Raw genomic sequence first — 23,055 nt, forward strand, 5'->3', positions numbered from 1 at the left:
GCTGCCGCCTGTAATTCGCTATCGCAACGACCGGATCAGACCCAGCCTTCCAGCACCTGATTGGGCGGTCGATGGCCATCGACCCAGCTGCGGATATTGGCGATCACCCGTGCTCCCGTGGCGTCGCGACCTTCGATGGTGGCGGACCCCATATGCGGCAGCAGCACGACGTTCGAAAGGTCCAGCAGGCGCGGATCAACAGCCGGCTCATGGGTGTAGACGTCCAGCCCCGCCCCCGCGATCCGTCCTTCCGCGAGCGCGCCGATCAGCGCGGATTCATCCGTGATCTCTGCCCGCGACGTATTGATCAGATAGGCATCGGGTCGCATCAGCGCGATCCGACGGGCATCGATCATCGCCCGGCTGTCGGCATTGAGCGGACAATGTATCGACACGATGTCGCTCGCCGCCAGCAGGGAATCGACATCCTCGTGCCAATGGGCCTGCAATTCCTGTTCGACCTCAAAAGGCAGGCGATGGCGGTTGTGATAGGCGATGGACAGGCCAAAGGCCGCCGCGCGGCGGGCGACGGCGCGGCCGATGCGGCCCATGCCGATGATGCCCAGCTTCTTGCCGCCGATGCGATGCCCCAGCATGCCCGAGGGGCTCCAGCCGGTCCACGCGCCGGATCGCACCAGCTTCTCCCCCTCCGCCAGGCGGCGCGGCACCGACAGGATCAGCGCCATGGTCATGTCCGCCGTATCCTCGGTCAGAACGCCGGGCGTGTTGGTGACGATGATCCCCTTCTTCCGCGCGGCATTGAGGTCGATATGGTCGACGCCGCTGCCGAAGCTGGCGATCAGTTGCAGCCGTTCGGGCGCCGCATCGATCAGCGCGGCGTCGATCTGGTCGGTGACCGCGGGGACCAGCACGTCGCATTGCGCCATGGCGCGGGTCAGCGCTGGCCGGTCCATCGGCACGTCGCCGATGTTGAAGACGGTGTCGAACAGTTCGGCCATGCGCGCCTCGACATTGGGAGGCAGGCGGCGCGTGACAATGACGCGCGGCGTGGCGGGGCGCGGTTTCTTGGCCATGTCTGGCCGCTATTCCCCGTGAGGACGATGGTCAAGCGCTTATCCATATGCGCAAGAGAGCGGTTGTCGCTGGCGGCCGCGAACGGCTATGGTCGGGCGGTCAGATGATGGGGACGATATGGGCATGAAGGGCTATCTGGGCGCGGGCATGGTCGCGGCGCTGTGCTGGGCGGGCGGAGCATGGGCCACGCCAGCGAAGCCGGTGCCCTATTGGGCTTCGCTGACGCAGGCGGAGGCGCGCATGCGGGTCGGCCCCAGCCTCGATTACCCGTCCAGCTGGGTCTATCGCCGCCGCGATCTGCCGGTGAAGGTGGTGCAGGTGCTGGGCCTGTGGCGCAAGGTCGAGGATTCGACCGGCACGCAGGGGTGGATGCATGTCCGCTTGTTGAGCGATACGCCGACCGCCATCGTCACCGCCGACATCGCGCCGATGCGCGATTCCCCCAGTGACGACGCCCGCGCCCTGTTCCGCGCGCAGAAGGGCGTGGTGGGGCAGCTTTCCTCCTGCGGCAAGGGTTGGTGCGCATTCGACGTCGGCGGCCAGAAGGGCTTTGTCCGCGCCAGCGACATATGGGGCGCGACGCAGTAGCGCGGCCTTATTCGCCCTCTTGATCGAAGCGGTCGGCATGCATCAGGCGCTTCGCCAGGGGCGCCAGCGCCATGACGGCCAGCCCCGCGCCCACCGACCACCAGCCGATCGTCCCGTAGACCGCCAGCACATCGCCGCGGGAGGCCGCACCGCCCTCCCCGCCCGTGGCGGCCGCGATCAGCCCGGCGGCATATTCGCCAAGAGCCATGGCCAGGAACCAGATGCCCATCATCAGGCCGATCATGCGCGAGGGCGCCAGTTTCGACATGGCGGACAGGCCGACCGGCGACAGGCAGAGTTCGCCCAGCGTGTGGCAAAGGTAGAGCAGGAAGATGAACAGCACCGGCGTGAGCGTGCCGGGCGCGCCGGCCCCCGTCACCAGGATAAGGAAACCGGCACCGACAAGGGTGAGCGCGATGCCGAACTTGGCCGGGGTGGAGGGTTCCCATCCCCGCTTCGCCAGCCATATCCACAAACCCGCCAGCACGGGTCCGAACATCAGGATATAGGCCGCGTTGACCGACTGGAACATCGATGCGGGAACATTGAAGCCCCATATGTTGCGATCCGTATAGCGGTCCGTGAACAGGCTGAGCGATGATCCGGTCTGTTCATAAAGACCCCAGAAAAGCGGGTTGATGACCAGCAGGAACAATGCCGCCAGCATCCGGTCGCGACCGATCCGCTCCATGCGGCCAAAGGCTTCCCACAGGATGTACAGCACGACGGCGGCGCTCGCCATGGCAAGCATCCAGCCGACGATCACATGGTTCTGGATCAGGGCCCAGCACAGCCCGATCGACGCCAGGCTGGAGAGATAGACCAGCCATTCGCGGCTGACGATGCCGCCGACCCGTTCCTTCAGATGAACGGGATCGCGGGGTTCCCCCCTTCCCTGCAACAGTGGCTTGCACAGCATGAAGCCGATGACGCCGGCGATCATGCCGACCGATGCCGCGCCGAAGCCCCAGTGCCAGCCCCATGTCTGGCCCAGATAGCCGCAGATGACGGGACCGATGGTCGCGCCGGCATTGATGCCCATGTAGAAGATCGTATAGGCCGGGTCGCGCCGCATGTCGTCGCGCGGATAAAGCTGTCCCACCAGCGCCGACGCGCTGGACTTCAGGAAACCCGTGCCGGTGATCACCGTCGCCAGGCCGAGCCAGAACAGGCCAAGGCCCATGGCGCCCGCATCGTCGCTTTCCATGCCCAGGATGAGGTGGCCGATGGCGATCACCACGCCGCCGAACAGCACCGCCTTGCGCTGGCCCAGATAGCGGTCGGCCAGATAGCCGCCCATCAGCGGGGATATGTAGATCAGCGACATATAGGCGCCATAGGCATGGCTGGCGTCGCGGTCGGAAAAGAGGAAATGCTGCGTCAGGTAGAAGATCAGCAGCGCGCGCATGCCGTAGAAGGAGAAGCGTTCCCACATTTCCACGAAGAACAGCAGGAACAGCCCGCGGGGGTGGCCGAGCCAGGTCTTGCCCTTACCCGGCGCGTCGGCATTTGAAACTGAGGTCGCCATCCGGCCCCTTATCCTATCCTGTTGCGGACGCGCGAAGGGCATCCCTGGTCGGCCCCAGCCTGCCGCATTTTCCGGGCGGATGGAATCATCTGCGCGCCGGGAAAACACTGCAAAACAAACATCTGGAGCAGCCGAGCCGACAAGGCCGGACCGGCACCTGCTCTTCTAGAACCCGAATTATTCATCTGTCAAAGAGCGGCCATGCCCTTGCGTCATGGTCTCCGCCGCTCCATTTGGGCCAGCATGTTCAATGATCGCAGCTCCCCCCTCTCGCTCCTGCAGACCCGTCGGTCCGGCAAGCCGCGCGACCTGATCGCGCCGGGACCGGACGAAGACCAGCTTCGCACGATATTGGAAGTCGCGCAGCGCACGCCCGATCACGGCAAGCTGGCGCCATGGCGCTTTGTCATCGTGCCGCTGGAAAGGCGTGACGCTCTGGCAGCGCTGCTCGAACGGGCCTATCGCGCCGAGAAGCCCGATGCCGGGCGGCTGGAGATAGAGGCCATGCACCAGTTCGCGCACCAGGCGCCGACACTGGTCGTCGCGCTTTCCGCGCCGGTGGAGGGCAGCAAGATCCCGCTGTGGGAACAGGAGCTTTCGGCGGGTGCCGCGATCATGAACCTGCTTCACGCGACCCATGCCCTGGGATTTGCGGGCGGCTGGCTGACCGGCTGGGCCAGCTATAATGAGGATGTGCGCGCGGCTTTCGCCAAGGGGCAGGAAAGGATTGCCGGCTTCATCTTCATCGGCACGCCGGGCCGGCCGCAGGACGAGCGGCCCCGGCCAGAATATGACAATATAGTTTCGGTCTGGGACAGATAGTTACAGGATTGACGGGGTATTAGGTAAGGCCATCGCTTGACGCGCACCGCTGTATTATGGCACTGATGCACCCATGGCCGACGATACAAAACCCGTCTATCTCCGCCTTCGGGAGATCATCGCCGCTTCGATACTGGACGGGGAATTTCGCGACGGAGACATGCTGCCGTCGGTGCGCGCGCTTGCCGCGCAGCAGGGCGCCAATCCGCTGACGGTGGCGAAGGCCTATCAATGCTTTCAGGACGATGGACTGATCGTGGTGAAGCGCGGCGTGGGCATGTTCGTTGCCGACGGCGCTACCCGGCGACTGCGGGAGGCCGAGCGCATGCGCTTCCTGGAAACCGTCTGGCCGCCCGTGGCGGAACAGATCAGGCGACTGGGGATCAGCGCGGCCGATCTGGGGGTCGAGCGGGTCTAGGGATCGGCATTCTGTGCCGGGCAGGGGCGGAAGGCCGGGCCGGGTGGATGAATTCGGGATGTCGGCAAACGACCAGTTGCGGACGTTTAGAGCTATTCAGGTTGATGCTGTTTTACGGACTTATCCCGGCCCGACACACTCCCTTTGGCAAATTTCTTGGTCACGCCTATGAGACAGAGGAGTGCGAATTCTATCAGGATAAAATAAGCGTTAGCATGTTCCTCGCCGACCATATTTTCAAAGTGCCGCCAAAATATGGCGGCAGCAAACACCACACCTATCGCTATGCCGCAGGTCACGTCATAGATTAAATTTCTCATGGCGGTATGTCTGCCATAGCTTTTGTTTAGCCTCAACCTGCTGGTCGGTTCAGGGTTAGAAAGTTGCCCAGCGGCAAACGACCATTTTTCGCCGTCAGCGCCGATCTGCGCAATTCGCGATTGCCGACATTCGACCAACGATGCAGTTTGGTCGAATGCAACACTCCTCAATTGTCGGATTCTTGTCAGGTACTGTCTCACCGGAAATTCTGGCCGCAGAGATCGCTGCTGAGGTCGCGGCCTTTAGAGCATCCCTCAAGGCAACTGCGAGCGGGCATATCGTGATTTCTGACGGCCCGTTGTATCTCGTGACAAGGGACGGCGCGCGTAGACTGCTTGAGGCAGTCGCCAACGGACAGTTAACCTTCGACGCGGCGAACTACGTCGCAGATTGCATCGTCATGAATGATGATTTCGACTTTGCAGACGAGGCTGTGCGGGCTGCCATATACTTTGTGGAAGACGATAGCGGGCGCTTTGTAGCGGGCGAAGATGATTGGAGTCCGACACGCGACGAAACCCTTGCTGCGCTGGCATGGCTCGATTGAACGTCCGATTATATGGTTGTGATTACCGGAAGGAGACAGTCTCCTACCCACCCAGATCAGTCAGTCCGCACAGCGGGGAACGCCCTCAATTCTGCATCTGATATTGCTTCAGCAGGTCGTAGAGTGTCGGCCGGCTGATCCCCAGCATCTTCGCCGCGCCTGATATGTTGCCGTCCGTCCGGGCGATGGCGCGGCGGATCGCGCGGCGGTCCGCCATTTCGCGTGCCGCCTTCAGGTTCACCGCATCGCCCCCTTCGGCGCGATCTCCGTCGAGGTCGAGATCCGCGGCGGTGACGTGCTTGCCGTCCGCCATGATGACCGCGCGCTTCATGCGGTTTTCCAGCTCTCGCACATTGCCGGGCCAACCCCAAGCGTCAAGCGCCGCCAGTGCATCCGGCGCAAGGCCCTTGACCTGCGGATTCATGTCCTTGGCGAAGCGGCGCAGGAAATGTCGCGCCAGCAGCGCAGGGTCGCCCGGCCGCTCCCTGAGCGCGGGAATGCGCACAACGATCTCCGCCAGGCGGTAATAGAGGTCCTCGCGGAAGGTGCCTGCGACGATCATGGCGTCGACATCCTGGTGCGTGGCGCAGACGATCCGCGTGTCGACCGCAATGGGCTGGCGTCCGCCGATCCGCTCGATCGCCCGCTCCTGCAGGAAGCGCAGCAATTTGACCTGCAAGGCGAGCGGTATGTCGCCCACTTCGTCCAGGAAGAGGGTGCCTCCCTGCGCCTGCTCGATCTTCCCCGGCACGGTCTTGATCGCGCCGGTGAAGGCGCCCTTCTCATGGCCGAACAGCTCTGCCTCCAGCAAGGCTTCGGGGATCGCCGCGCAGTTGATCGCGACAAAGGCCCCTTCCCGGCGCGGGCTGGCATCATGCAGGCCCTGAGCCAGCAATTCCTTTCCGGTTCCACTTGCCCCCAGCAGCAGGACGGAGACGTCCGCGGCCGCCACCCGCTCTATGGTGCGCGCGACCTTCATCATTTCCGGCGCGGCGGTGATCAGCCGACCCAGCACGCGCCCGCTTTCCGGCGCGGTTTCGGCCATCCGGGCATTTTCCCGCTCCAGCGCATGGACGTGGAAGGCACGGCGGACGATCAGCCCCAGTTCGTCAATATCCACCGGCTTCTGGTAAAAATCATAGGCGCCGCCGGAAATGGCCTGAAGCGCGCTTTCCCGCGCGCCATGGCCGGAAGCGACGATGACCTTGGTATCCGGCTTGATGCGCAGGATCTCAGCCAGGGTCGCGAACCCCTCGCTGGTGCCGTCGGGATCAGGCGGCAGGCCGAGGTCCAGCGTCACCACATCGGGCGCCTGCTCGCGCAGCATCTCGATCGCTTCCTCGCGGTCGCCGGCGATGAAGAGCTGATATTCCTCATAGGCCCAGCGCAATTGCCGCTGCAGGCCCGGATCATCCTCCACGATCAGCAATTTCGGTCGCGTGTCGCTCATCAGGCGGCCTTCCCCCTCATATCCTGTTGCGCCAAGGGCAGGCGCAGCGTGAACCGGCTTCCCACGCCGGGCTTGCTTTCCACATCGATGCTCCCGTCCATGGCCTGCGCAAGCGCCCGTGCCTCGAACGCGCCGATGCCAAAGCCCCCCGCCTTGTTGGAGGAGAAAGGCTTGAAAAGTTCGCGGCGAATGAATTCCGCGGTCATCCCCCGGCCCTGGTCGATCACCGCCAGCGAAGCGCCCTGGTCATCGGCGGACAACCGCAGTTCGACGGAACTTTGCGGCTCGCTGGCGTCGATCGCATTCTGAAGCAGGTGGGTGACGATCTGTTCGACCCGCGCAGGATCGGCCATTACGGGCGGCGCGTCTCCGGTCACGCTTATCTCATGCTGGCGCGAGCGGGTGCGCGCGACCTGTTCCGCCACATCGCGCAGCGCCATGGGACGGGGTTCCTCCGCACGCCCCTTGTTATGCTGCGACAGGCGGGCGAGCATATCGTTCATCTTGCCCACCGATTCCTTCAGCGTCAGCACCATGTCGGCCCGGAAATCCGGATTGTCGGCGTGCCGCTCCGCATTGCGGGCAAGCAGGGAAAGCTGGCTCACCAGATTCTTGACGTCATGCATGATGAAGGCAAAGCGGCGGTTGAACTCCTCGAAACGCTGGGCATCGTCCAGCGCCTGTTGCCCCTGCGCCTCGCTCAGATAGCTGGCCGCCTGCCGCCCGGCGGCGCGCAGCATGTCGAAATCCTCCCAGTCCAGGCGCCGGTCGATCGGCGGGCGGGCCAGCAGGATCGCGCCGATCAGCCGGCCGAAATGGATCAGCGGCACCAGCGCCCAGGCGCGGCGGTCGAGGCTCATCCAGCCCGGCGCGCTGATTTCCCCGGCGCCCGAAGGCGGGCGGTCGATGTCGATGATCCAGCCGCTCCGTTCGATCAGGGCGGCGAGCGGTGCGGGCACGACCGATCCGTCAGGCCTCTCGCCCTGCCAGTTCCAGTGCGTTTCGAACGCCAGCGCGCCGTCATCCGCGCGCAGCATCAGCAGCGCTGCGGGAGAATCGGTGATGTCGGCCACTGCCTTCGCCACCCGTTCCCCCAATGGCAGGGCATTGTCGCCCGGACGGCCTATGGTGTCGCCAAAACGCATCCATTCGGTGCGATAGTCATAGCGGTGCTGGAAAAAATGCTTGGCCACCTGCACCTTCCAGAAGGCGCGCAGCCGGCGGGAGGGCAGCAGCACGAGCGCGCTGACGGCCAGGAAGAAGACGCAGCCGATCTCCACGACCCGCGCATAGGGGCCGGCTACCAGTTCCAGCAGCACCGCCGCAGCAGCCAGCACCACGACGTAGAGCGCGATCGCCGCGAGCGAAAGCGACTGGAAGGTCAGCGCGCGCGACAGTTGCAGCCGTCCGGCCATGTCGGCGCGCATGCCCGCCCCGATCACCGGCGCCAGCAGCGCCATCATCGCCCCGCGCAGGGCATAAAGGTCGCTCGCCCGATCGATGGCAAAGGTGGCGATGGCATAGAGATTGAGGTCATATGTCCACATCGCCGCCAGCGCGCCCAGCAGCAGCGCCACCCGTTCCTTTTCCCGCGCCGGCCAGCTGACATAGAGGTGATGGACCAGCATCAGGCCGCCGATGGCGGTCATCATGTGCAGCACCAGCGAGACGTGAAGAAGCGCGCGGTGCAGATCGCTCGATGTCGGCAGTTGCCGCCAGATGAGATCGGTAAATGTCTGGAGCAGGATGATCCCCGCCACGGCGGCGTAGACCGAGCCGATCGCCAACAGGGGTTCGCCCCGCGCCGCGCCGTTCCGGCGCATCATCGCGAAGAGCAGCAGCAGCCAGGCAGCGTTGCGGATATTCTCGCCGATGCCGGTCAGCGGCTTTTCGACCCCGCCGAAGGAAACATAGAGCGACCAGCAGGAGGTCAGCAACAGCGCGGCCGCCAGCAGGCGCTGTTCGGCTGCGTCGTCCCGGCGGCGCAGGACGAAGATACCGAGCGCCGCGAACAGCACGGCGGCCAGGGCATGACCCCAGTCCCCGATGAAGTGCAGCAGGCTGCTCACCGCGCCCCCTCTGGCCAGAGCACGACGCGCAGGGTCTGGATGAGGATCAGCAGATCAAGGAACGGCGTGTAGTTCTTGGCGTAATAAAGATCATATTCCAGCTTGTTGCGGGCATCCTCTATCGATGCGCCATAGGGATAGTTGATCTGCGCCCAGCCGGTGATGCCGGGCTTTACCATATGGCGTTCCGCATAATAGCGCAGATGCTGTTCCAGATCCTCGACGAACTGGCGGCGTTCGGGCCGCGGCCCGACGAAGCTCATCTCGCCCTTCAGCACGGTCCAGGTCTGGGGCAGTTCGTCGATGCGCAGCTTGCGCAGCCAATAGCCGAGGCGCGTGATGCGCGGATCATCCTTTTCCGCCCACACCGCCTGGCCTGACAGTTCGGCATCCTGCCGCATCGTGCGCAGCTTCACGATCCAGAATTCCTCGCCATAGAGGCCGATGCGCTGCTGGCGGTAAAAGGCAGGCCCCTTGCTGTCGAGCTTCACCAACAGCGCGGCCAGCAGGATCATGGGCCCGGTCAGCAGCAGCAGTATCGAGCTGGCGATCACGTCGAACAGCCGCTTGGCGATGCTGGACAGGCGGCGACCGGCGGAAAAGCCGTCGGAGAAGATCAGCCAGCTCGGATTCACGCTGTCCAGGTCGACGCGGCCGGTTTCCCGTTCCAGGAAGGTGGAGATCTCGTTCACATGGACGCCAGTGGTCTTGATGCGCAGCAGGTCGCCCAGCGGCAGGGCGTTGCGCCGTTCCTCCAACGCCAGCACGACCTCGCTCGCTGCCAGGCGGACCACGAAATCGGCGAGATTGTAGATGGCGCTGCGGTTGATCGCCTCCGGGATCACCTGCACGCCATCGTTCATGGCGATATAGCCGACGACGAGGAAGCCCGATCCCTTGCGCTGCTCGATCTCGCGGATGCGGTCGGCGCGATTGCCCGCGCCCAGCACGACCAGACGGCGCTTGAACGCCTCGCCACCCAGCATCGAGCCCAGAAGAATGCGGATCGCCAGCAGCAGGGCAATGGAAAGCCCCATGGCATAGAGCGAATTGGACCGCCACAGGGTGATGTCCGGCAGCAGGAAATGCATGACCGACAGGAACAGCACGCCCAGCGAAATCGCCACCAGCAGGCGCGCCAGCGCGTAGCGGATCGATTGCAGCGCCTCCGGCCCATAGACGCCGACCGCGATCATCGCGGTCTGGATGGCGATGCTGAAGCTGAGCAACGGCGCGATGCGAGTCGCGATATGATCGACGTCCATGCCGATCTGGCGCGCGCGCAGGATCCACCCGCCCTCGGCCGCCGCCATCAAGAGCATGAAGTCCAACAGGCCGAGCAGCAGAACAGCGTGCGGCACATAATGTTTGAACAATCTGATCATTCGTCGCGCGTTCCCGCTGCGCCCTGCGGGCAGGTGATGGCCGGATCATCTTACAGGCACTGTAAGAAAATCCGACACTGGCCGGCAGAATGCACGACAATCACAAAGATTTTCTGAACGACATCATCGCTGCGGGCCTTTCCCCCGCGACAGCGCGCTGGAAATGGGAACCCGTTTTCCGCTTGTTACGAATGACCATGAAGGCGCAACGCGCTCCATGCCCGGCTGGATGCCGCGGGGCGATCAATTGCGCTTGTGGAGGGTGTCGGCCGCGTTCCTGGCAGCATCGCCCACCACATGGGCGGCGCTGTCGACGGAACCCGCCGCCTGCGTCAACGCGTCGGCGCGGCTCGCATCGCGTTCCTTGGTCATGTAGAAGAAGCCGATTGCCAGCACGAGGGCGATGGCGACCAGCAGGAATATGATCAGGCTCCCCCGTGACCGGCGTGGCAAGGACCCCGGCCCGAAGGATTCGTCGTCACGACCTCCGTCCATTCTCCTTCTCCTGATCCTCGTATGCCGAGGTGGAGAGTATAGCACAGATCAATCGGGATCGGAGTCGGTATCTGCGTTGCCTTCCCTGACTTCCCGGCCGCGGCTCAATCTGTCCACATCGTCCATGATCTCGTCCAGCACGGCGCCCTCGCTGCTTTCCTGGCTCCGGCGTGACGGCAGTTCGCCATTTTCCAATATATGTTCGAGCGCGGCCCGACCGCGCGCCACCCGGCTCTTGATCGTGCCCACGGCAACGCCGCAGATTTCGGCGGCCTCCTCATAGGCGAAGCCACCCGCGCCGACCAGGATCAGCGCCTCCCGCTGGGGCTGCGGCAATTGCAGCAATGCGCGCTGCATGTCGGACAGTTCAACATGCTTGTCCTGTCCGGCGGGCGCCGCGAGCAGGCGGTCGGCCGCCAGATCATCCCAGTCGCCCCGGAAGCGGGAACGGCGCATCTGCGACAGATAGTGATTGCGCAGGATGATGAAGGTCCAGGCACGCATGTTGGTGCCCGCCTGGAAACGGCTGCGCGCGGCCCATGCCTTCAGCAGCGTTTCCTGCACCAGGTCGTCGGCAACGTCGCGATTGCCCGACAGCGATCGGCCGAAGGCGCGAAGATGGGGAATGACGGCGGCCAGTTCCCGCTTGAAGTCCGTGTCGGACAGCGTCTCCCGCTCAACATCCTGACCTACGCCTTCGCTCATGGAAACAACCCCTTCACCGGCTGTCGCCCTCGCTGCATGAACGGAAGTCGTCAAAGCCATATGTCCGCCCGCATCCCAATCTTTTTCTTCTCAAGGACCAATTGCCGCAGAAGCATTCAATAGCCCCACAATATCACAATCATCACGATGATCGCGAGTGTCAGCGAAACGCCGAGAATATATCGCACCACATGCGGCGTGGAGCCCGCACGGGCCTCTTCCGTCGTAATGTGCCGCTCCTGTTCGGCCATGGAGTCTCTCCCGATCGTTACGCATCAATAACGCGAGTCGCGGACGGGGGTTCCCCTTTTTCCAGCCTATTTCGAACGCCGACCTGAATGTCAGGCCGGGGCGGTGGCTTCGTCGAAGAACAACGCCTGCGAAATCGCGGCCTTGACCGTCGAGCGCTGAAAGGGCTTGGTGATGAGGAAGGTCGGCTCCGGCCGCTCGCCCGTCAACAGGCGTTCAGGGAAAGCGGTGATGAAAATCACCGGCACGGAGAATTCGGCCAGTATGTCCTTTACCGCGTCGATGCCGCTCGAATCATCGGCGAGCTGGATGTCGGCCAGCACCAGGCCCGGCCGTTCGGCCATGGCCTCGCGAACCGCATCTTCCCGCGTCACGGCGATGGCGGTGACTTCGTGGCCCAGGTCGCGGACGATGGTTTCTATGTCCATCGCGATGATCGGCTCATCCTCTATGATCAGCACCTTGGCGCGGGTCTGCGCCTCGATCTCGCCCAGCGCTTCCTTGACAAGCGCCTCGACATCGTCGCTGTCCAGGCTGATCAGATAACCGACGTCGTCGACGGTAAAGCCCTCCAGCGCGGTGAGCAGCAGCGCCTGGCGCGGCAGCGGCGTGAGGCGGGCAAGCCGCGCCTGCGCGATCGCCTCCTGCCCGTCCGCGCCGTTCAGCACCGGCACGTCTTCCAGATGGGATGACGACCAGATCGCGTGAAAAGTCTTGTAGAGCCCGAGACGTGGGTCGACATTCGACGGAAATTCGTCGGGCGCCGCCACGATCGCTTCCAGCGTGGCGCGGACATAGGCGTCGCCATGCGCCTGGCTGCCCGTCAACGCGCGCGCATATCGCCGCAGGAAAGGAAGGTGGGGGTGCAGTTGCTGACCAAGCGACATCTGTAAAACTTCTCCCAGCCCATCGGGCGCCTTGTCCCATGTTAAAGCGATGCCTTAACCCAATTCCGAAACATTCGCCGGATCGGGAGGATGGATGGACGATGCCGACGTGGCAAGCCCCCTGCCCCCCTTTTCAGAATGGAATAGCTTCGGGCATGAGCGCCCAAATCCCCTCCATTCTCGCCGCCGACTGCGCGCGGCGGGCAAAAAATGCTTCGCGAAGGGAACCAACAACCCACCGATTTGTTTCACTGCCGTTCGGTTTTTTCGAAAAACTTTGGAATTTTGTGTTTTTATTTCCCGGACGTCGAATTGACGTCAGTCGGGGAAAGCCGCAAACAGAGCAGGCTGGCATGACATTGGCTGCAGAGGGACGTGTTTTGGTTGCTTCAACGACGGAACGGAATGTGACGGGAGGGGACAGGAAAGATGTCGGCACCAACACTCCGGATTCTGGTGTGAAAGGCAATGTCGCCCGAAAGAAGCGCGCCTTGGCCGCAAAGGACGAGGGGCAGGTCGCCAACGCCCTGCGATCTGTCTATCAGCGCGCAGTCGATGAGGATATTCCTTCGGAAATGCTTGACCTTCTGAGCAAGCTCGACTGACTCTCTCTGACGGCCGGACCCGGGGAGCCGGCAAAAAGCGGAGGGGACATGGGGCATCTGGTAAAATCCGGCAGGCGGGTAACGCTTCCTCGAACAGATCGGCGTTTGATGTTCAGCGTCAGATAAATGGACAAAAGCCCTCCTCCGCCGCCAGAAGCAGGCCCGCCGTCAACGGCCGCCGCTTCCTTGCTCAAAAGACTGAACACCCTGTCCCAATCGACCGGCGTCAAGATGTTCCTGATCCTGACGCTGGCGCTGTTGCCGCTGGGCCTGATCGCGCTGGTGGCCTCGCTCCAGGCGATCCGCACCACTGATCTGGAAAAGGAAGCGCTGCTGCGCATCGCGGTGACGCAGAGCGCGCGGAAATTGTCCGCCGACCTTGCGTCGGATCGAACGGCGCTGATGCTGACCGCCAATGCTTTCGAGACGTCGGGGCTTGATCCGGCGATGTGCGCGCGCCTTTCCGACTTCCTGTCCTCTCACGATCGTGGCGGGGGCCGCTATTATATCTACGACCGGCTGGGCCGGAAGTTCTGCGGATCGAGCCTGCCCGAGCCGGCGGGGCTTTCGCTGTCGGACCGCTTCGACGATGCCGCGGCGCAACTGCTGCCGGGCTCGCCCTATCTGGTCAGCCGGGCCAGGAGCGCCAATGGCGCGGTGGTCGCCATCGCTTATTATTCGCGCGCGCGTCTGGAGACCATGACCAACCCGGCGGGCACCATGCAGAACCGGCAGATCAGCTTGCACGACGGCGAACGCAGCCTGCTCATCACCCACCCGGCCAGCCTTGAGGGCGGACGGAGCACGACGCTGTCCGCCCGGCTCGACCCGCCCAACATCGTCCTGACGATGACCGTGCGCGATCCGCCGGTCACGATCGCGCGCATGTTGTCGCTGTTCCTGCCGCTGGTGATGTGGTTCGCCGCGGCGGCCATTGGCTGGTTCGTCGTCAATCGCCTGCTGATCCGGCCCCTTGTGCTGCTTCGGCGCACGGTGGCGGCCTATGAGCCGGGCGAAGTTCTGGAGCCGATGCGGCGCATCCGCACGCCGGCGCAGGAGATCGTCGCGCTGGGCAACACATTCCGCGCCATCAGCGAGGATGTCGCCACCCATGAGGCGGAGATGGCAGAGGGCCTGGAAACGCAGCGCAAGCTGACACGGGAAGTCCATCACCGGGTCAAGAACAACCTGCAGATCATTGCCAGCCTGATCAACCTGCATGCGCGATCAGCCCATGACGCCGAAGCGGTCGAAGCCTATGCGACCATCCAGCGCCGCGTCGACGCACTGTCGGTCGTGCACCGCAACCATTATGCGGAGCTGGAGGAGCATCGCGGTGTCGGCGTCCGGTCGCTGATCAGCGAACTGTCGGCGAGCCTGCGCAGCACTGCCCCGGCCGAAGCGCGCCGATTCGGCATTCAGATCGACAGCGACAATCTGCATATCAGCCAGGATGTGGCCGTGCCGGTCGCCTTCCTGCTGACCGAACTGGTGGAACTCGCCATGCTGTCCGATCCACGCACGGCCATGCGCATATCCGTGCAGCTGGAACAGGGCCGGACGGACCGGGCGGTTCTCCATATCCTGTCCCCTGCGCTGCGCGGATCGCCGGACATGACCGCGCGGCTGGAGGAACGCTATGGCCGCGTGCTTACCGGCTTGTCGCGCCAGTTGCGCGCGCCGCTGGATCATGACCCCGACACCGGCGACTATGCGATCGCCATCACCGTGCTGCAATAGCCGCCGGGAAGGCCATCCATCCGGCACATTGCGCGAATTCCCAAGGCGTCAGGCCGTCAGGCCCGCTGATAATCCCGCCGGAAATCAGCCGCGAAGCGCGCAAAGCGCCCAGCGGCGATGCTGTCGCGGATTTCCTGCATCAGCGCCTGGTAGAAATGGATATTATGCTGCGTCATCAGCATCGCGCCCAGCATTTCTCCGGCCTTGACCAGATGATGCAGATAGGCGCGGCTCCAGGTCGCGCAGACGGGGCAGGCGCAGCGGGGATCGAGCGGCCCCCTATCCTCTGCGAAGCGGGCGTTGCGGATATTGAGCGGTCCGGCCCATGTGAACGCCTGTCCGTTGCGCCCGCTGCGCGTCGGCAGGACGCAGTCGAACATGTCGATCCCGCGCTCCACGGCACCGACAATGTCATCGGGCTTGCCCACGCCCATCAGATAGCGCGGCTTGTCGACGGGCAGCATGCCGGGGGCGAAATCGAGCGTGGCGAACATCGCCTCCTGCCCCTCACCCACCGCAAGGCCGCCCACGGCATAGCCGTCGAACCCGATATCGATCAGCTTTTCCGCTGAAGTCCGCCGCAGCCCCTCATCCAGCGACCCCTGCTGGATACCGAACAAGGCGGCGCGTTCGGCATGCTCGCCCCCCGCGTCGAAGCCGTCGCGCGACCGCTTCGCCCAGCGCATCGAACGCTCCATGGACTTGGCCGCCTCGTCATGGGTGCAGCCGTTCCGTGTACATTCGTCGAAGGCCATGACGATGTCGCTGTCCAGCAACCGCTGGATCTCCATCGATCGCTCAGGGGTCAGCATATGCCTTGACCCGTCGATATGGCTGGAGAAGGCTACGCCATCCTCGCTCATCTTCGTCAGCGCGCTGAGGCTCATCACCTGGTAACCGCCGCTATCGGTCAGGATCGGGCGGTCCCAGCCCATGAAACCGTGCAGCCCACCCAGGCGGGCCACGCGTTCCGCGCCAGGGCGAAGCATCAGGTGATAGGTGTTGCCCAGGATGATGTCGGCACCGGTCGCACGCACCTCGGCCGGGCGCATTGCCTTGACCGTGGCAGCGGTGCCCACGGGCATGAAAGCGGGTGTGCGAATCTCGCCCCGGCGCATCTGGATGGCGCCGGTGCGGGCCTTGCCGTCAGTCGCGGCGATCGAAAAGGAAAAGCGGGAATGGGTCACGACCCGCGCTGTACGGTCCAAAGACGCGCCAGACAAGGTCGCAAAGCGGGGGTTCACCCCTTCTTGCGCAAGCCGTCCAGCGCCACGATGGCGTCTATGTTGAAGCCTTCGACGCGGCGATAATTGCCGATGAAGCCCAGGCAGTCGGCAGCCAGGCTGAGCTGCCATGACTCCCCTTGCGCGTCGTGCAGCAGCAGCGTCACAAGCTGCCTGTCGGTTCGGTGCGTGTTCATGACTCGGAGGGGTAATTAATAAAGGTTAACAAAAGGCTGAAGCGATTTTCGGTCGCTTGCCCCCATGACGTGAATGTTGCACAAATGCAACATTCAGCGATTAAATGCTGATATAACGTGATGTTTTCGCAACTTGCGCCGATTAATTGGTTAATTCCGGAACAATCTGCACCGCCGCGATTGCATAAGCGCCGCAACCCTGTTTTGTTTGCTGGCAGTCGTAATTTGGGGGCTCATATGGTTGATTCCGGGCGATTTAATTCCGCGCGCGAACATATGGATGACCTGACGCCCGCCCATCTTCCGGCAGAGGAGGATGCGGCCTTGGTTGCCGTAACGGAAAGCCTGGTGACCGCGCCGGATATCGGCACGTCTTCGATGTTCGACCTGGGCCAGATCGATGTCAGATGGGAGCCCGATGCGGCCACGCTCTGGGCGTTCATGACACCTACGAATCGACCGAATTTCAGCCCCGCCATGTTACGGGACGTGCGCTATTGGTACGTGGAGACAAAGCGACTCTTCGACGCAGGCAAGCTGCCGGTAAAGTATATGGTCGCGGGTTCCCGCTTTCCCGGCGTTTTCAACCTGGGCGGAGACCTGGAACTGTTCGCCGGCTGCATTGAGCGCGGGGATCTGCCCGGCCTCGTCGACTATGGCCATGCCTGCATTGATGTGGTGCATCGCACCTGGCGCAATGGTGACCTGCCCGTCGTCTCGATTGCACTGGCGCAGGGAGATGCCCTGGGCGGCGGCTTCGAAGCCTTGCTTTGCTTCGATGTCGCCATTGCCGAACGCAGCGCGCGCTTCGGCCTGCCCGAAATGCTGTTTGGCCTCTTCCCGGGCATGGGGGCATATTCCATCCTGTCACGCAAGCTGGGTCGAATTGCGGCCGAACGGATGATCCTGTCAGGCAAGGTCTTCACCGCGCAGGAGATGTACGACATGGGCATCGTCCACACGTTGGTGGAGGATGGCGAGGGCGAACAGGCCGTGCGCGACTATATAGCCGCCACCCTGCCTCACCACGCCGGTCATGTTGGCGTGTTCCAGGCGGGCCGGCGCGTTCATCCCCTGGAATATGAGGAACTAAAGGACATTGTCGAGAACTGGGCCGCCACGGCGCTCAAGCTCGACCTGAAGAGCGTGCGGATGATGCGCCGCCTGGCTTCGGCCCAGACCCGCTTGCACAGATAGGATCAGGCGCGGCGCCTGTCCTGCAGCATGGCAATGCTGCCGCTCTCGCTATCCATGCTCTGCATCATCCTCAGCACCTGCGCTGCGGGAATCGGCCGGCTCAGCACGAAGCCCTGGACATTGGTGAAGCCCATCTCACGGGCGCAGCGCAGTTGATCATCGGTCTCGATCCCCTCGGCCACCGTTTCCACGTCCAGAGAATGGGCCAGATAGGCAACCGACTGGACGATCGCCCTATGGCGTGAATTGCCATCCACGCCGCGCATGAAGCTCTGGTCGACCTTGATCGTGTCGAAGGCATAGTCCCGCAGATAGCCGAGGGAGGAATAGCCCGTCCCGAAATCGTCCAGCGCCAGCCGCAGGCCAATGCGCTGGAGGTCGGACAGGATGAGGTTGGTCCGGCCGCTATCCTCCAGGAAGATCGACTCGGTCACTTCCAGCTCGAGCCGGCGAGCCTTCAGCCCCGATAGCATCAACGCCGCGATCACCGCACGGGGCAGGCCGTCACTCTTGATCAGCGCCGGGGATATATTGACCGCGACGCGGACATTCTCATCCCATTCCATCGCGTCCTGGCAGGCTCGTTCCAATGCCCAGGCAGTGATCGGCTCGATCATCGAGCAGCTTTCCGCGATAGGAATAAACTCCGCCGGAGAAATACGGCCGAGCGTCGGATGGTCCCAGCGCATCAACGCTTCGCAGATCGCGATCTTGCCCGTCTTCGTATCGAAGATCGGCTGGTAGTGCAGCATAAGTTCATTGTTCGCCATGGCGCTGCGCAGACCCATTTCCAGCTCATAGGTCCGGTTCTGCCGCTCCTTCATCGACCAGGTGAAATGCGCGTGACGATTTCGCCCGGCATGCTTCGCCTGGTAGAGCGCCATGTCCGCATGCTGAAGCAATTCGTCGCTATCGCCGCCGTCTCCCGGTGCAACAGCTATCCCCATGGAGGCAGTCACGCCCAGCGTATAGCCGCCCACGTCGAAGTCATGGGTGAATTCCCCCATGACATCACGGGCAATCAACTCCGCATCCTGCCGGTCCGCGTCCGGACAGATCAGCACGAATTCGTCTCCGCCAAAGCGCGCGACATGGCCGCGCCCGTCCAGCGCATGAGACAGTCTTTCGGCGACCCTGCACAAGAGCTGGTCGCCGATCATATGTCCAAGGGAGTCGTTGATTTCCTTGAAGCGATCGAGATCCATCCAGAACACCGCCATCGGATCGTGACTGGATCGTCGTCCGTCGAACAGTTCGCGCAAGCGCATCTGCATCGCCATGCGATTTTCGACGCCGGTCAGGCTGTCGAACCGGGCCAACCGCTCGAACTTGGTGGCGAGCTGGGATTTCTCATATTTGCCCTGCAACGCCTCCAGCACGATGCGGTGCGTCGTCTTGGTGATGTCCGCCATGGCGAAGATCATCAAAAAGCAAAGGATTCCAAGAACTTTATAGCCGATCCCTCCTGCAAGAACGAGGCCCAGCGATGTTGGCAGCAAAGAGAGACATGTCTGGCCCACGGCAACATGAATGCGACCCGCATTACGACCGGAGATACCACCGGAATAGGATGCCACCAGACAAACGGCCAGAACATGGAGCGTGGCATCCGGCGACATGAGCAAGGTCGCGAACGTCAATATGCCCAGAAGCGCGGCGTAGCACCATGCTCCCAATTCATAAGCCAGACCCCAGATCGGCTGTGTCACGCCTGTTTGGTGGGCAAGCTGCCGTTGGAAATAGACCGCCGAAATCGACCGGCTGAGGCCGACGAGGCAGATCAGGATCGCGATCACGGTGATGGCGGTGAGGTGCGCATGCCAGGCAATCACCAGCCCAAGCGCACCGCCGGCGACCGCGCCGATCATCAGGGAAGCCGGGGAAGCGTAGAGAGATTTGACGAGATTCGCTTGCACTTCAGCACTTTGCTGAGTGTCGGGCGTCATGCGCCCGCGCAAGAATGCGATCAAGTTTCGTCCAGGGCGTGACACGTTGGCACCACCATTGCCCAAACATGATTTCCATTTGGTAAATCGGCGCGCCCGGAAGTGCCGTAAAAAAGGGGATCGTTACGGAATCGATCGGGCATTGAGGATGATCCGGCAGGGTGATGCAGCAAGGGCTTGCTTTCCCGGACTCCAACCAGGAAAATGGCGCCATCATGTCATTCCATCCTCTTCACCGCCCCATCTGGCACGCCCTCAACAGCGGCTGGGCGTCATTGGCCGAAGGGGATGGGTTCGCGCTGCGGATCGACCCGCGTTATGGCCCATTCGCCGCCGCGGTCGACGGCAGCCCCGCAGCGCAGGCGGCGCTGGCTGCCCTGGTGCCCGAAGGGGGCGAGTTGTGGATCGTGGAACCCGAGCCGCAAAGCCCCCCACCGGGTACGCGCCTGATCCGGGAGGCGATGCTGGCGCAGATGGTGGCGGAAGATATTGCCGGCGAGGCCCCTGCCCTGGAACCGGCCGTTCTGACTGACCAGGATGCCGCGGAGATGCGTGCCCTTGCCCTGATGACGAAGCCCGGGCCGTTCCTGCCCCTCACCCATCGTCTTGGCCGTTTCGTCGGTATCAGGGAAGAAGGCAGGCTGATCGCCATGGCCGGCGAGCGGATGCGCGTGCCGGGCTTTGCCGAGGTCAGCGGCGTCTGCACCCACCCCGACCATCGCGGACGGGGCCATGCGAAAGCGCTGATGCAGGTCGTCGCTCGCGCCATGCTGCAACGCGGCGAAACGCCCTTTCTCCACGCCTATGCCGCGCATGAGGCGACAGTGGCGCTCTACGAAACGCTTGGCTTCCGCATAAGGGCGCGGATGCACATGATGGTGATCGCCGCCGGCTGAATTTCCTGGCGGCACTCGCTCAGGGCGCTTGATCAGGCGACGTCAGCCTGACTTTCAGCTGATATGCGTGAAGCGCTCCAGCGTGACCCAGCCTTCGACATAATTGGCGTAATAGAGGCCGAACAGGGCAGCCGAGAGGATCGTCGCGCGAATCGCCACGCTGCCGGGGCGGAAATTGCTCGGCGCGCTGTCCGCCTGTCCCGGGTGCAGGACCTCACCCGTTTCATCGGGCGTGCGGATGCCGAAGGGCAGCACGATGAAGGCGCTGATCACCCAGAACAATATATATATCGCAAAGCTGGCATACCAGTTCATGGGCGCAGGCTTAGGCCCTAATGAGCAGCACGTCCACCACCGGCTTCTTGCCGGTCCAGCGCGTCGCGGTGCGCCGTACCGCCAGCCTTACCCGCTCGCGAAGCGCCTCTTCTTCCTGCGATCCCTTGGCAATGGCGCCCGCCGCCTCTTCGGCAGCTTCCTCAAGAAAGGCGGCCTTGTCTTCCTCCACAGGCACGCCCTGGGTGCGCAAGGCCGGAGAACCGATGACCCTGCCCTTGCCGTCCAGCGCCACCGCGACGCTGATCTGGCCATGCAGCGCGACCTTGCGCCGCTCGTTCATCGTCGCGCCGTCAGCCGGCAGGATGACGTCGCCATCCAGCACCAGTCGCCCTGTCCCCTGATTGCCGATAATCTCCGGCCCGTTGGGCGCGAGCCGCAGCACATCGCCATTGGATTGGACCACCGCACGGGGCACGCCGCTCGCCAGGCCCAGGCGGGCCTGTTCCGCCATATGCCGCCGCTCGCCATGGACCGGCAGCAATATCTGCGGCCGCACCCAGCGATACATGGCCTCCAGCTCCGGCCGCCCCGGATGGCCCGATACGTGGACCTCCGCCTGGCGGTCGGTGACCATCAGCACGCCCTTGGCCGCCAGCGCATTCTGGATGCGGCCGATGGCGATTTCATTGCCCGGAATCTGCTTGGAGGAGAAGACGACCAGATCGCCCTCGCCCAGCTTGATCGGATGGCTGTCGAAGGCGATGCGCGACAAGGCCGCCCGCGCCTCCCCCTGCCCGCCCGTGGCGATGATCATCACCTCATCATGCGGCAGTGCCATGGCATCGTCCCAATCGACGGTGGGCGGGAAATCCCGGAGATAGCCAGCCGTCCGCGCCGTCGAGATGATCCGGTCGAGCGAGCGCCCGGCCACGCAGAGCTTGCGCCCGACGGTGTTGGCGACCTCGCCCAGGGTCTGCAGGCGGGCGGCATTGGAGGCGAAGGTGGTGACAAGCACGCGCCCCTTCGCGCCCCTGATCGTCTCCATCAGTCCTTCGCGGACATCGCCCTCCGACCCGCTCGCCTCCGGATTGAAGACATTGGTGCTGTCGCACACCAGCGCCAGCACGCCCTCGTCGCCGATCGCCGTCAATTCCTCCGGTGTCGAGGGCTGGCCCAGCAGCGGCGTCTCATCCAGCTTCCAGTCGCCGGTGTGGAAGACCTTTCCAAAAGGCGTGTCGATCAGCACCGCATTGCCCTCGGGAATCGAGTGGGCAAGCGGCACATAGCGGAAACCGAACGGCCCCAGCGCGAAGCTGCCCTCATTGTCGATGACGTTGAGTTCGACCTCCGCCGTCAGCCCTTCCTCTTCCAGCTTCAGCCGGATCAGCCCCGCGGTGAACGGCGTCGCGTAGAGCGGCACGCCGAGATCCGCCGCGAGATAGGGTATGGCGCCGATATGGTCCTCATGCCCATGGGTCAGGACGATGCCCAGCAGGTCATCCTTCCGATCCTCGATGAAGCTCAGGTCCGGCAGCACCAGTTCCACGCCGGGATAAGCGGGATCGGCAAAGGTCAGGCCCAGGTCGACCATCACCCATTTGCCCTGGCAACCATATAGATTGACGTTCATGCCAATCTCCCCCGAACCGCCAAGGGCCAGGAAGATCAGCTCATTTCCAGGTGTCATTCTGATTTCAAACTCCGTTCATACAGCAATGCGAGGCCCTGGATCGTGAGATCGGGCGCGATCGCATCGAAAATATCGCTATTGTCGTCGAAGAGGACCGCGAGGCCCCCGGTTGCAATCACCTTCGAAGGACGGCCGATTTCGGCGCGAATACGAGCGACCAGCCCTTCCATCATCGCCACATATCCCCAGAATACGCCGATATGCATCTGCGCTTCCGTGGTGCGGCCGATGACCGATCGGTTTTCCGGCGGGGCGATCGCGATCTTCGGCAACTTCGCGGCCGCAGCAACCAGCGCGTCCAGCGACAGGTTGATGCCCGGCGCGATGATGCCGCCCTTGTAGGCGCCGTGATAGTCGATGACGTCGAAGGTCGTGGCCGTGCCGAAATCGATGACGATCAGGTCTTCGGCATGAAGATGGTGCGCGGCGATGGCATTTACAACCCGGTCCGCACCGACCGACGCCGGTTCGGCGACGTCCAGTTGAATGCCCCACTCCACTGGCGCCTGGCCCGCAAGAAGCGCCGTCGTCTTGAAATATTTCTCCGCCAGCACCTGGAGATTGTGCAGCGCGCGCGGGACGACGGTCGCTATGATCACCGCCTCGACATCCGCGATCCTGTAGCCTTCCAGCATCAGAAGCTGGTTCAGCCACACCGCATATTCGTCGGCCGTGCGCCGGGGATCTGTCGCGATCCGCCAGCGGGCGCGTATATCCCGCCCTTCGAGCAGCGCAAAAACCACATTGGTGTTACCCGCGTCGATCGCGAGAAGCATGGCCGATCCC

General features: G+C 63.4%; 24 protein-coding genes. 8 read left to right on the forward strand and 16 right to left on the reverse strand.

The annotated features are described in order from the left end of the window. Positions 1–35 precede the first annotated feature (35 nt). Entirely contained in the window at positions 36–1,034 is a 999-nt protein-coding gene (locus MRBLMA1_RS04180) for a 2-hydroxyacid dehydrogenase (protein ID WP_363735174.1), read from the reverse strand. A 118-nt stretch (positions 1,035–1,152) separates the two neighbouring features. On the opposite strand from MRBLMA1_RS04180, the gene MRBLMA1_RS04185 reads away from it, so the two are divergent. Then, complete coding sequence (locus tag MRBLMA1_RS04185; RefSeq protein ID WP_363735176.1) at positions 1,153–1,623, forward strand: SH3 domain-containing protein; 471 nt, start codon at positions 1,153–1,155, stop codon at positions 1,621–1,623. A 7-nt stretch (positions 1,624–1,630) separates the two neighbouring features. On the opposite strand, the gene MRBLMA1_RS04190 is transcribed toward MRBLMA1_RS04185, so the two are convergent. Next, entirely contained in the window at positions 1,631–3,151 is a 1,521-nt protein-coding gene (locus tag MRBLMA1_RS04190; protein ID WP_363735177.1) for a peptide MFS transporter, read from the reverse strand. A gap of 243 nt (positions 3,152–3,394) precedes the next feature. Here MRBLMA1_RS04190 and MRBLMA1_RS04195 point away from each other — a divergent pair, with 243 nt between their 5' ends. Together MRBLMA1_RS04195 and MRBLMA1_RS04200 are read left to right on the forward strand one after the other, a co-directional pair. After that, on the forward strand, positions 3,395–3,973 hold the full coding sequence (locus tag MRBLMA1_RS04195) for a nitroreductase family protein (protein ID WP_363735402.1): 579 nt from the start codon (positions 3,395–3,397) through the stop codon (positions 3,971–3,973). A gap of 73 nt (positions 3,974–4,046) precedes the next feature. Next, entirely contained in the window at positions 4,047–4,391 is a 345-nt protein-coding gene (locus tag MRBLMA1_RS04200; protein WP_133651779.1) for a GntR family transcriptional regulator, read from the forward strand. 92 nt (positions 4,392–4,483) lie between these two features. Here the strand turns inward: MRBLMA1_RS04200 and MRBLMA1_RS04205 are convergent, their stop codons facing one another. Continuing rightward, positions 4,484–4,882: a hypothetical protein gene (locus MRBLMA1_RS04205; RefSeq protein WP_133651632.1), complete on the reverse strand. Its 399-nt coding sequence runs from the start codon at positions 4,880–4,882 to the stop codon at positions 4,484–4,486. 11 nt (positions 4,883–4,893) lie between these two features. On the opposite strand from MRBLMA1_RS04205, the gene MRBLMA1_RS04210 reads away from it, so the two are divergent. Next, on the forward strand, positions 4,894–5,259 hold the full coding sequence (locus MRBLMA1_RS04210; protein ID WP_363735179.1) for a hypothetical protein: 366 nt from the start codon (positions 4,894–4,896) through the stop codon (positions 5,257–5,259). An 85-nt stretch (positions 5,260–5,344) separates the two neighbouring features. Here the strand turns inward: MRBLMA1_RS04210 and prsR are convergent, their stop codons facing one another. The 7 genes from prsR to MRBLMA1_RS04245 all read right to left on the reverse strand — a co-directional run bounded on the left by prsR (position 5,345) and on the right by MRBLMA1_RS04245 (position 12,499). Next, a complete protein-coding gene (prsR, locus tag MRBLMA1_RS04215) occupies positions 5,345–6,709 on the reverse strand; it encodes a PEP-CTERM-box response regulator transcription factor (RefSeq protein ID WP_363735180.1) in 1,365 nt (454 codons plus the stop codon). Beyond that, positions 6,709–8,778, reverse strand: coding sequence for an XrtA/PEP-CTERM system histidine kinase PrsK (gene prsK, locus MRBLMA1_RS04220; RefSeq protein WP_363735182.1), 2,070 nt, complete (start codon positions 8,776–8,778; stop codon positions 6,709–6,711). Before prsK ends, prsR begins: the two co-directional genes overlap by 1 nt. Beyond that, positions 8,775–10,163, reverse strand: coding sequence for a TIGR03013 family XrtA/PEP-CTERM system glycosyltransferase (locus tag MRBLMA1_RS04225; protein WP_363735183.1), 1,389 nt, complete (start codon positions 10,161–10,163; stop codon positions 8,775–8,777). Before MRBLMA1_RS04225 ends, prsK begins: the two co-directional genes overlap by 4 nt. Before the next feature lie 243 nt (positions 10,164–10,406). Continuing rightward, positions 10,407–10,658, reverse strand: coding sequence for a hypothetical protein (locus MRBLMA1_RS04230; RefSeq protein WP_363735185.1), 252 nt, complete (start codon positions 10,656–10,658; stop codon positions 10,407–10,409). Between the two features lie 48 nt (positions 10,659–10,706). After that, complete coding sequence (locus MRBLMA1_RS04235; protein ID WP_363735186.1) at positions 10,707–11,363, reverse strand: sigma-70 family RNA polymerase sigma factor; 657 nt, start codon at positions 11,361–11,363, stop codon at positions 10,707–10,709. Between the two features lie 116 nt (positions 11,364–11,479). Then, on the reverse strand, positions 11,480–11,614 hold the full coding sequence (locus MRBLMA1_RS04240; RefSeq protein WP_363735187.1) for a hypothetical protein: 135 nt from the start codon (positions 11,612–11,614) through the stop codon (positions 11,480–11,482). A 90-nt stretch (positions 11,615–11,704) separates the two neighbouring features. Further along, positions 11,705–12,499: a response regulator gene (locus MRBLMA1_RS04245; RefSeq protein WP_133651773.1), complete on the reverse strand. Its 795-nt coding sequence runs from the start codon at positions 12,497–12,499 to the stop codon at positions 11,705–11,707. A gap of 155 nt (positions 12,500–12,654) precedes the next feature. On the opposite strand from MRBLMA1_RS04245, the gene MRBLMA1_RS04250 reads away from it, so the two are divergent. Both MRBLMA1_RS04250 and MRBLMA1_RS04255 read left to right on the forward strand, forming a co-directional pair. Beyond that, complete coding sequence (locus MRBLMA1_RS04250) at positions 12,655–13,104, forward strand: NepR family anti-sigma factor (protein ID WP_363735188.1); 450 nt, start codon at positions 12,655–12,657, stop codon at positions 13,102–13,104. 231 nt (positions 13,105–13,335) lie between these two features. Continuing rightward, a complete protein-coding gene (locus tag MRBLMA1_RS04255) occupies positions 13,336–14,844 on the forward strand; it encodes a sensor histidine kinase (protein ID WP_363735404.1) in 1,509 nt (502 codons plus the stop codon). Positions 14,845–14,900: 56 nt separating this feature from the next. Here the strand turns inward: MRBLMA1_RS04255 and tgt are convergent, their stop codons facing one another. Together tgt and MRBLMA1_RS04265 are read right to left on the reverse strand one after the other, a co-directional pair. Next, positions 14,901–16,031: a tRNA guanosine(34) transglycosylase Tgt gene (gene tgt, locus MRBLMA1_RS04260; RefSeq protein WP_363735406.1), complete on the reverse strand. Its 1,131-nt coding sequence runs from the start codon at positions 16,029–16,031 to the stop codon at positions 14,901–14,903. Positions 16,032–16,084: 53 nt separating this feature from the next. Then, positions 16,085–16,264, reverse strand: a complete 180-nt coding sequence (locus MRBLMA1_RS04265; protein WP_133651770.1) for a hypothetical protein — start codon at positions 16,262–16,264, stop codon at positions 16,085–16,087. A 237-nt stretch (positions 16,265–16,501) separates the two neighbouring features. Here MRBLMA1_RS04265 and MRBLMA1_RS04270 point away from each other — a divergent pair, with 237 nt between their 5' ends. After that, positions 16,502–17,461, forward strand: coding sequence for a crotonase/enoyl-CoA hydratase family protein (locus tag MRBLMA1_RS04270; protein WP_363735408.1), 960 nt, complete (start codon positions 16,502–16,504; stop codon positions 17,459–17,461). 2 nt (positions 17,462–17,463) lie between these two features. Here the strand turns inward: MRBLMA1_RS04270 and MRBLMA1_RS04275 are convergent, their stop codons facing one another. Next, entirely contained in the window at positions 17,464–19,407 is a 1,944-nt protein-coding gene (locus MRBLMA1_RS04275) for a putative bifunctional diguanylate cyclase/phosphodiesterase (RefSeq protein ID WP_363735190.1), read from the reverse strand. A gap of 215 nt (positions 19,408–19,622) precedes the next feature. On the opposite strand from MRBLMA1_RS04275, the gene MRBLMA1_RS04280 reads away from it, so the two are divergent. Further along, entirely contained in the window at positions 19,623–20,303 is a 681-nt protein-coding gene (locus MRBLMA1_RS04280) for a GNAT family N-acetyltransferase (protein ID WP_363735191.1), read from the forward strand. A gap of 54 nt (positions 20,304–20,357) precedes the next feature. On the opposite strand, the gene MRBLMA1_RS04285 is transcribed toward MRBLMA1_RS04280, so the two are convergent. From MRBLMA1_RS04285 to MRBLMA1_RS04295, 3 genes are read right to left on the reverse strand one after another with little or no spacing between them, the layout of a single operon-like run. Beyond that, positions 20,358–20,618, reverse strand: a complete 261-nt coding sequence (locus MRBLMA1_RS04285) for a DUF1467 family protein (RefSeq protein WP_363735192.1) — start codon at positions 20,616–20,618, stop codon at positions 20,358–20,360. A gap of 10 nt (positions 20,619–20,628) precedes the next feature. Further along, positions 20,629–22,266 carry a ribonuclease J gene (locus tag MRBLMA1_RS04290; protein ID WP_363735193.1) on the reverse strand — a complete coding sequence of 546 codons (1,638 nt, stop codon included), beginning with the start codon at positions 22,264–22,266 and terminating at the stop codon, positions 20,629–20,631. Then, positions 22,263–23,045 (reverse strand): type III pantothenate kinase, encoded by a 783-nt coding sequence (locus tag MRBLMA1_RS04295; RefSeq protein ID WP_133651765.1) that lies wholly within the window; start codon positions 23,043–23,045, stop codon positions 22,263–22,265. The genes MRBLMA1_RS04290 and MRBLMA1_RS04295 overlap by 4 nt, the downstream gene beginning before the upstream one ends. Between the last annotated feature and the right edge of the window lie 10 nt (positions 23,046–23,055).

This window comes from Sphingobium sp. LMA1-1-1.1, assembly GCF_040676365.1.
In the GTDB taxonomy this organism is placed as follows: Bacteria; Pseudomonadota; Alphaproteobacteria; order Sphingomonadales; family Sphingomonadaceae; genus Sphingobium.

Coding starts and splice junctions, on each gene's coding strand:
- MRBLMA1_RS04250 (WP_363735188.1), top strand. CDS start 12,655: ATGAGCGCCCAAATCCCCTCCATTCTCGCCGCCGACTGCGCGCGGCGG.
- prsR (WP_363735180.1), bottom strand. CDS start 6,709: ATGAGCGACACGCGACCGAAATTGCTGATCGTGGAGGATGATCCGGGC.
- MRBLMA1_RS04295 (WP_133651765.1), bottom strand. CDS start 23,045: ATGCTTCTCGCGATCGACGCGGGTAACACCAATGTGGTTTTTGCGCTG.
- MRBLMA1_RS04280 (WP_363735191.1), top strand. CDS start 19,623: ATGTCATTCCATCCTCTTCACCGCCCCATCTGGCACGCCCTCAACAGC.
- MRBLMA1_RS04180 (WP_363735174.1), bottom strand. CDS start 1,034: ATGGCCAAGAAACCGCGCCCCGCCACGCCGCGCGTCATTGTCACGCGC.
- MRBLMA1_RS04285 (WP_363735192.1), bottom strand. CDS start 20,618: ATGAACTGGTATGCCAGCTTTGCGATATATATATTGTTCTGGGTGATC.
- MRBLMA1_RS04240 (WP_363735187.1), bottom strand. CDS start 11,614: ATGGCCGAACAGGAGCGGCACATTACGACGGAAGAGGCCCGTGCGGGC.
- MRBLMA1_RS04245 (WP_133651773.1), bottom strand. CDS start 12,499: ATGTCGCTTGGTCAGCAACTGCACCCCCACCTTCCTTTCCTGCGGCGA.
- MRBLMA1_RS04195 (WP_363735402.1), top strand. CDS start 3,395: ATGTTCAATGATCGCAGCTCCCCCCTCTCGCTCCTGCAGACCCGTCGG.
- MRBLMA1_RS04190 (WP_363735177.1), bottom strand. CDS start 3,151: ATGGCGACCTCAGTTTCAAATGCCGACGCGCCGGGTAAGGGCAAGACC.
- MRBLMA1_RS04235 (WP_363735186.1), bottom strand. CDS start 11,363: ATGAGCGAAGGCGTAGGTCAGGATGTTGAGCGGGAGACGCTGTCCGAC.
- MRBLMA1_RS04230 (WP_363735185.1), bottom strand. CDS start 10,658: ATGGACGGAGGTCGTGACGACGAATCCTTCGGGCCGGGGTCCTTGCCA.
- MRBLMA1_RS04270 (WP_363735408.1), top strand. CDS start 16,502: ATGGTTGATTCCGGGCGATTTAATTCCGCGCGCGAACATATGGATGAC.
- MRBLMA1_RS04185 (WP_363735176.1), top strand. CDS start 1,153: ATGGGCATGAAGGGCTATCTGGGCGCGGGCATGGTCGCGGCGCTGTGC.
- MRBLMA1_RS04225 (WP_363735183.1), bottom strand. CDS start 10,163: ATGATCAGATTGTTCAAACATTATGTGCCGCACGCTGTTCTGCTGCTC.
- MRBLMA1_RS04275 (WP_363735190.1), bottom strand. CDS start 19,407: ATGACGCCCGACACTCAGCAAAGTGCTGAAGTGCAAGCGAATCTCGTC.
- MRBLMA1_RS04255 (WP_363735404.1), top strand. CDS start 13,336: ATGTTCCTGATCCTGACGCTGGCGCTGTTGCCGCTGGGCCTGATCGCG.
- MRBLMA1_RS04290 (WP_363735193.1), bottom strand. CDS start 22,266: ATGACACCTGGAAATGAGCTGATCTTCCTGGCCCTTGGCGGTTCGGGG.
- MRBLMA1_RS04200 (WP_133651779.1), top strand. CDS start 4,047: ATGGCCGACGATACAAAACCCGTCTATCTCCGCCTTCGGGAGATCATC.
- MRBLMA1_RS04265 (WP_133651770.1), bottom strand. CDS start 16,264: ATGAACACGCACCGAACCGACAGGCAGCTTGTGACGCTGCTGCTGCAC.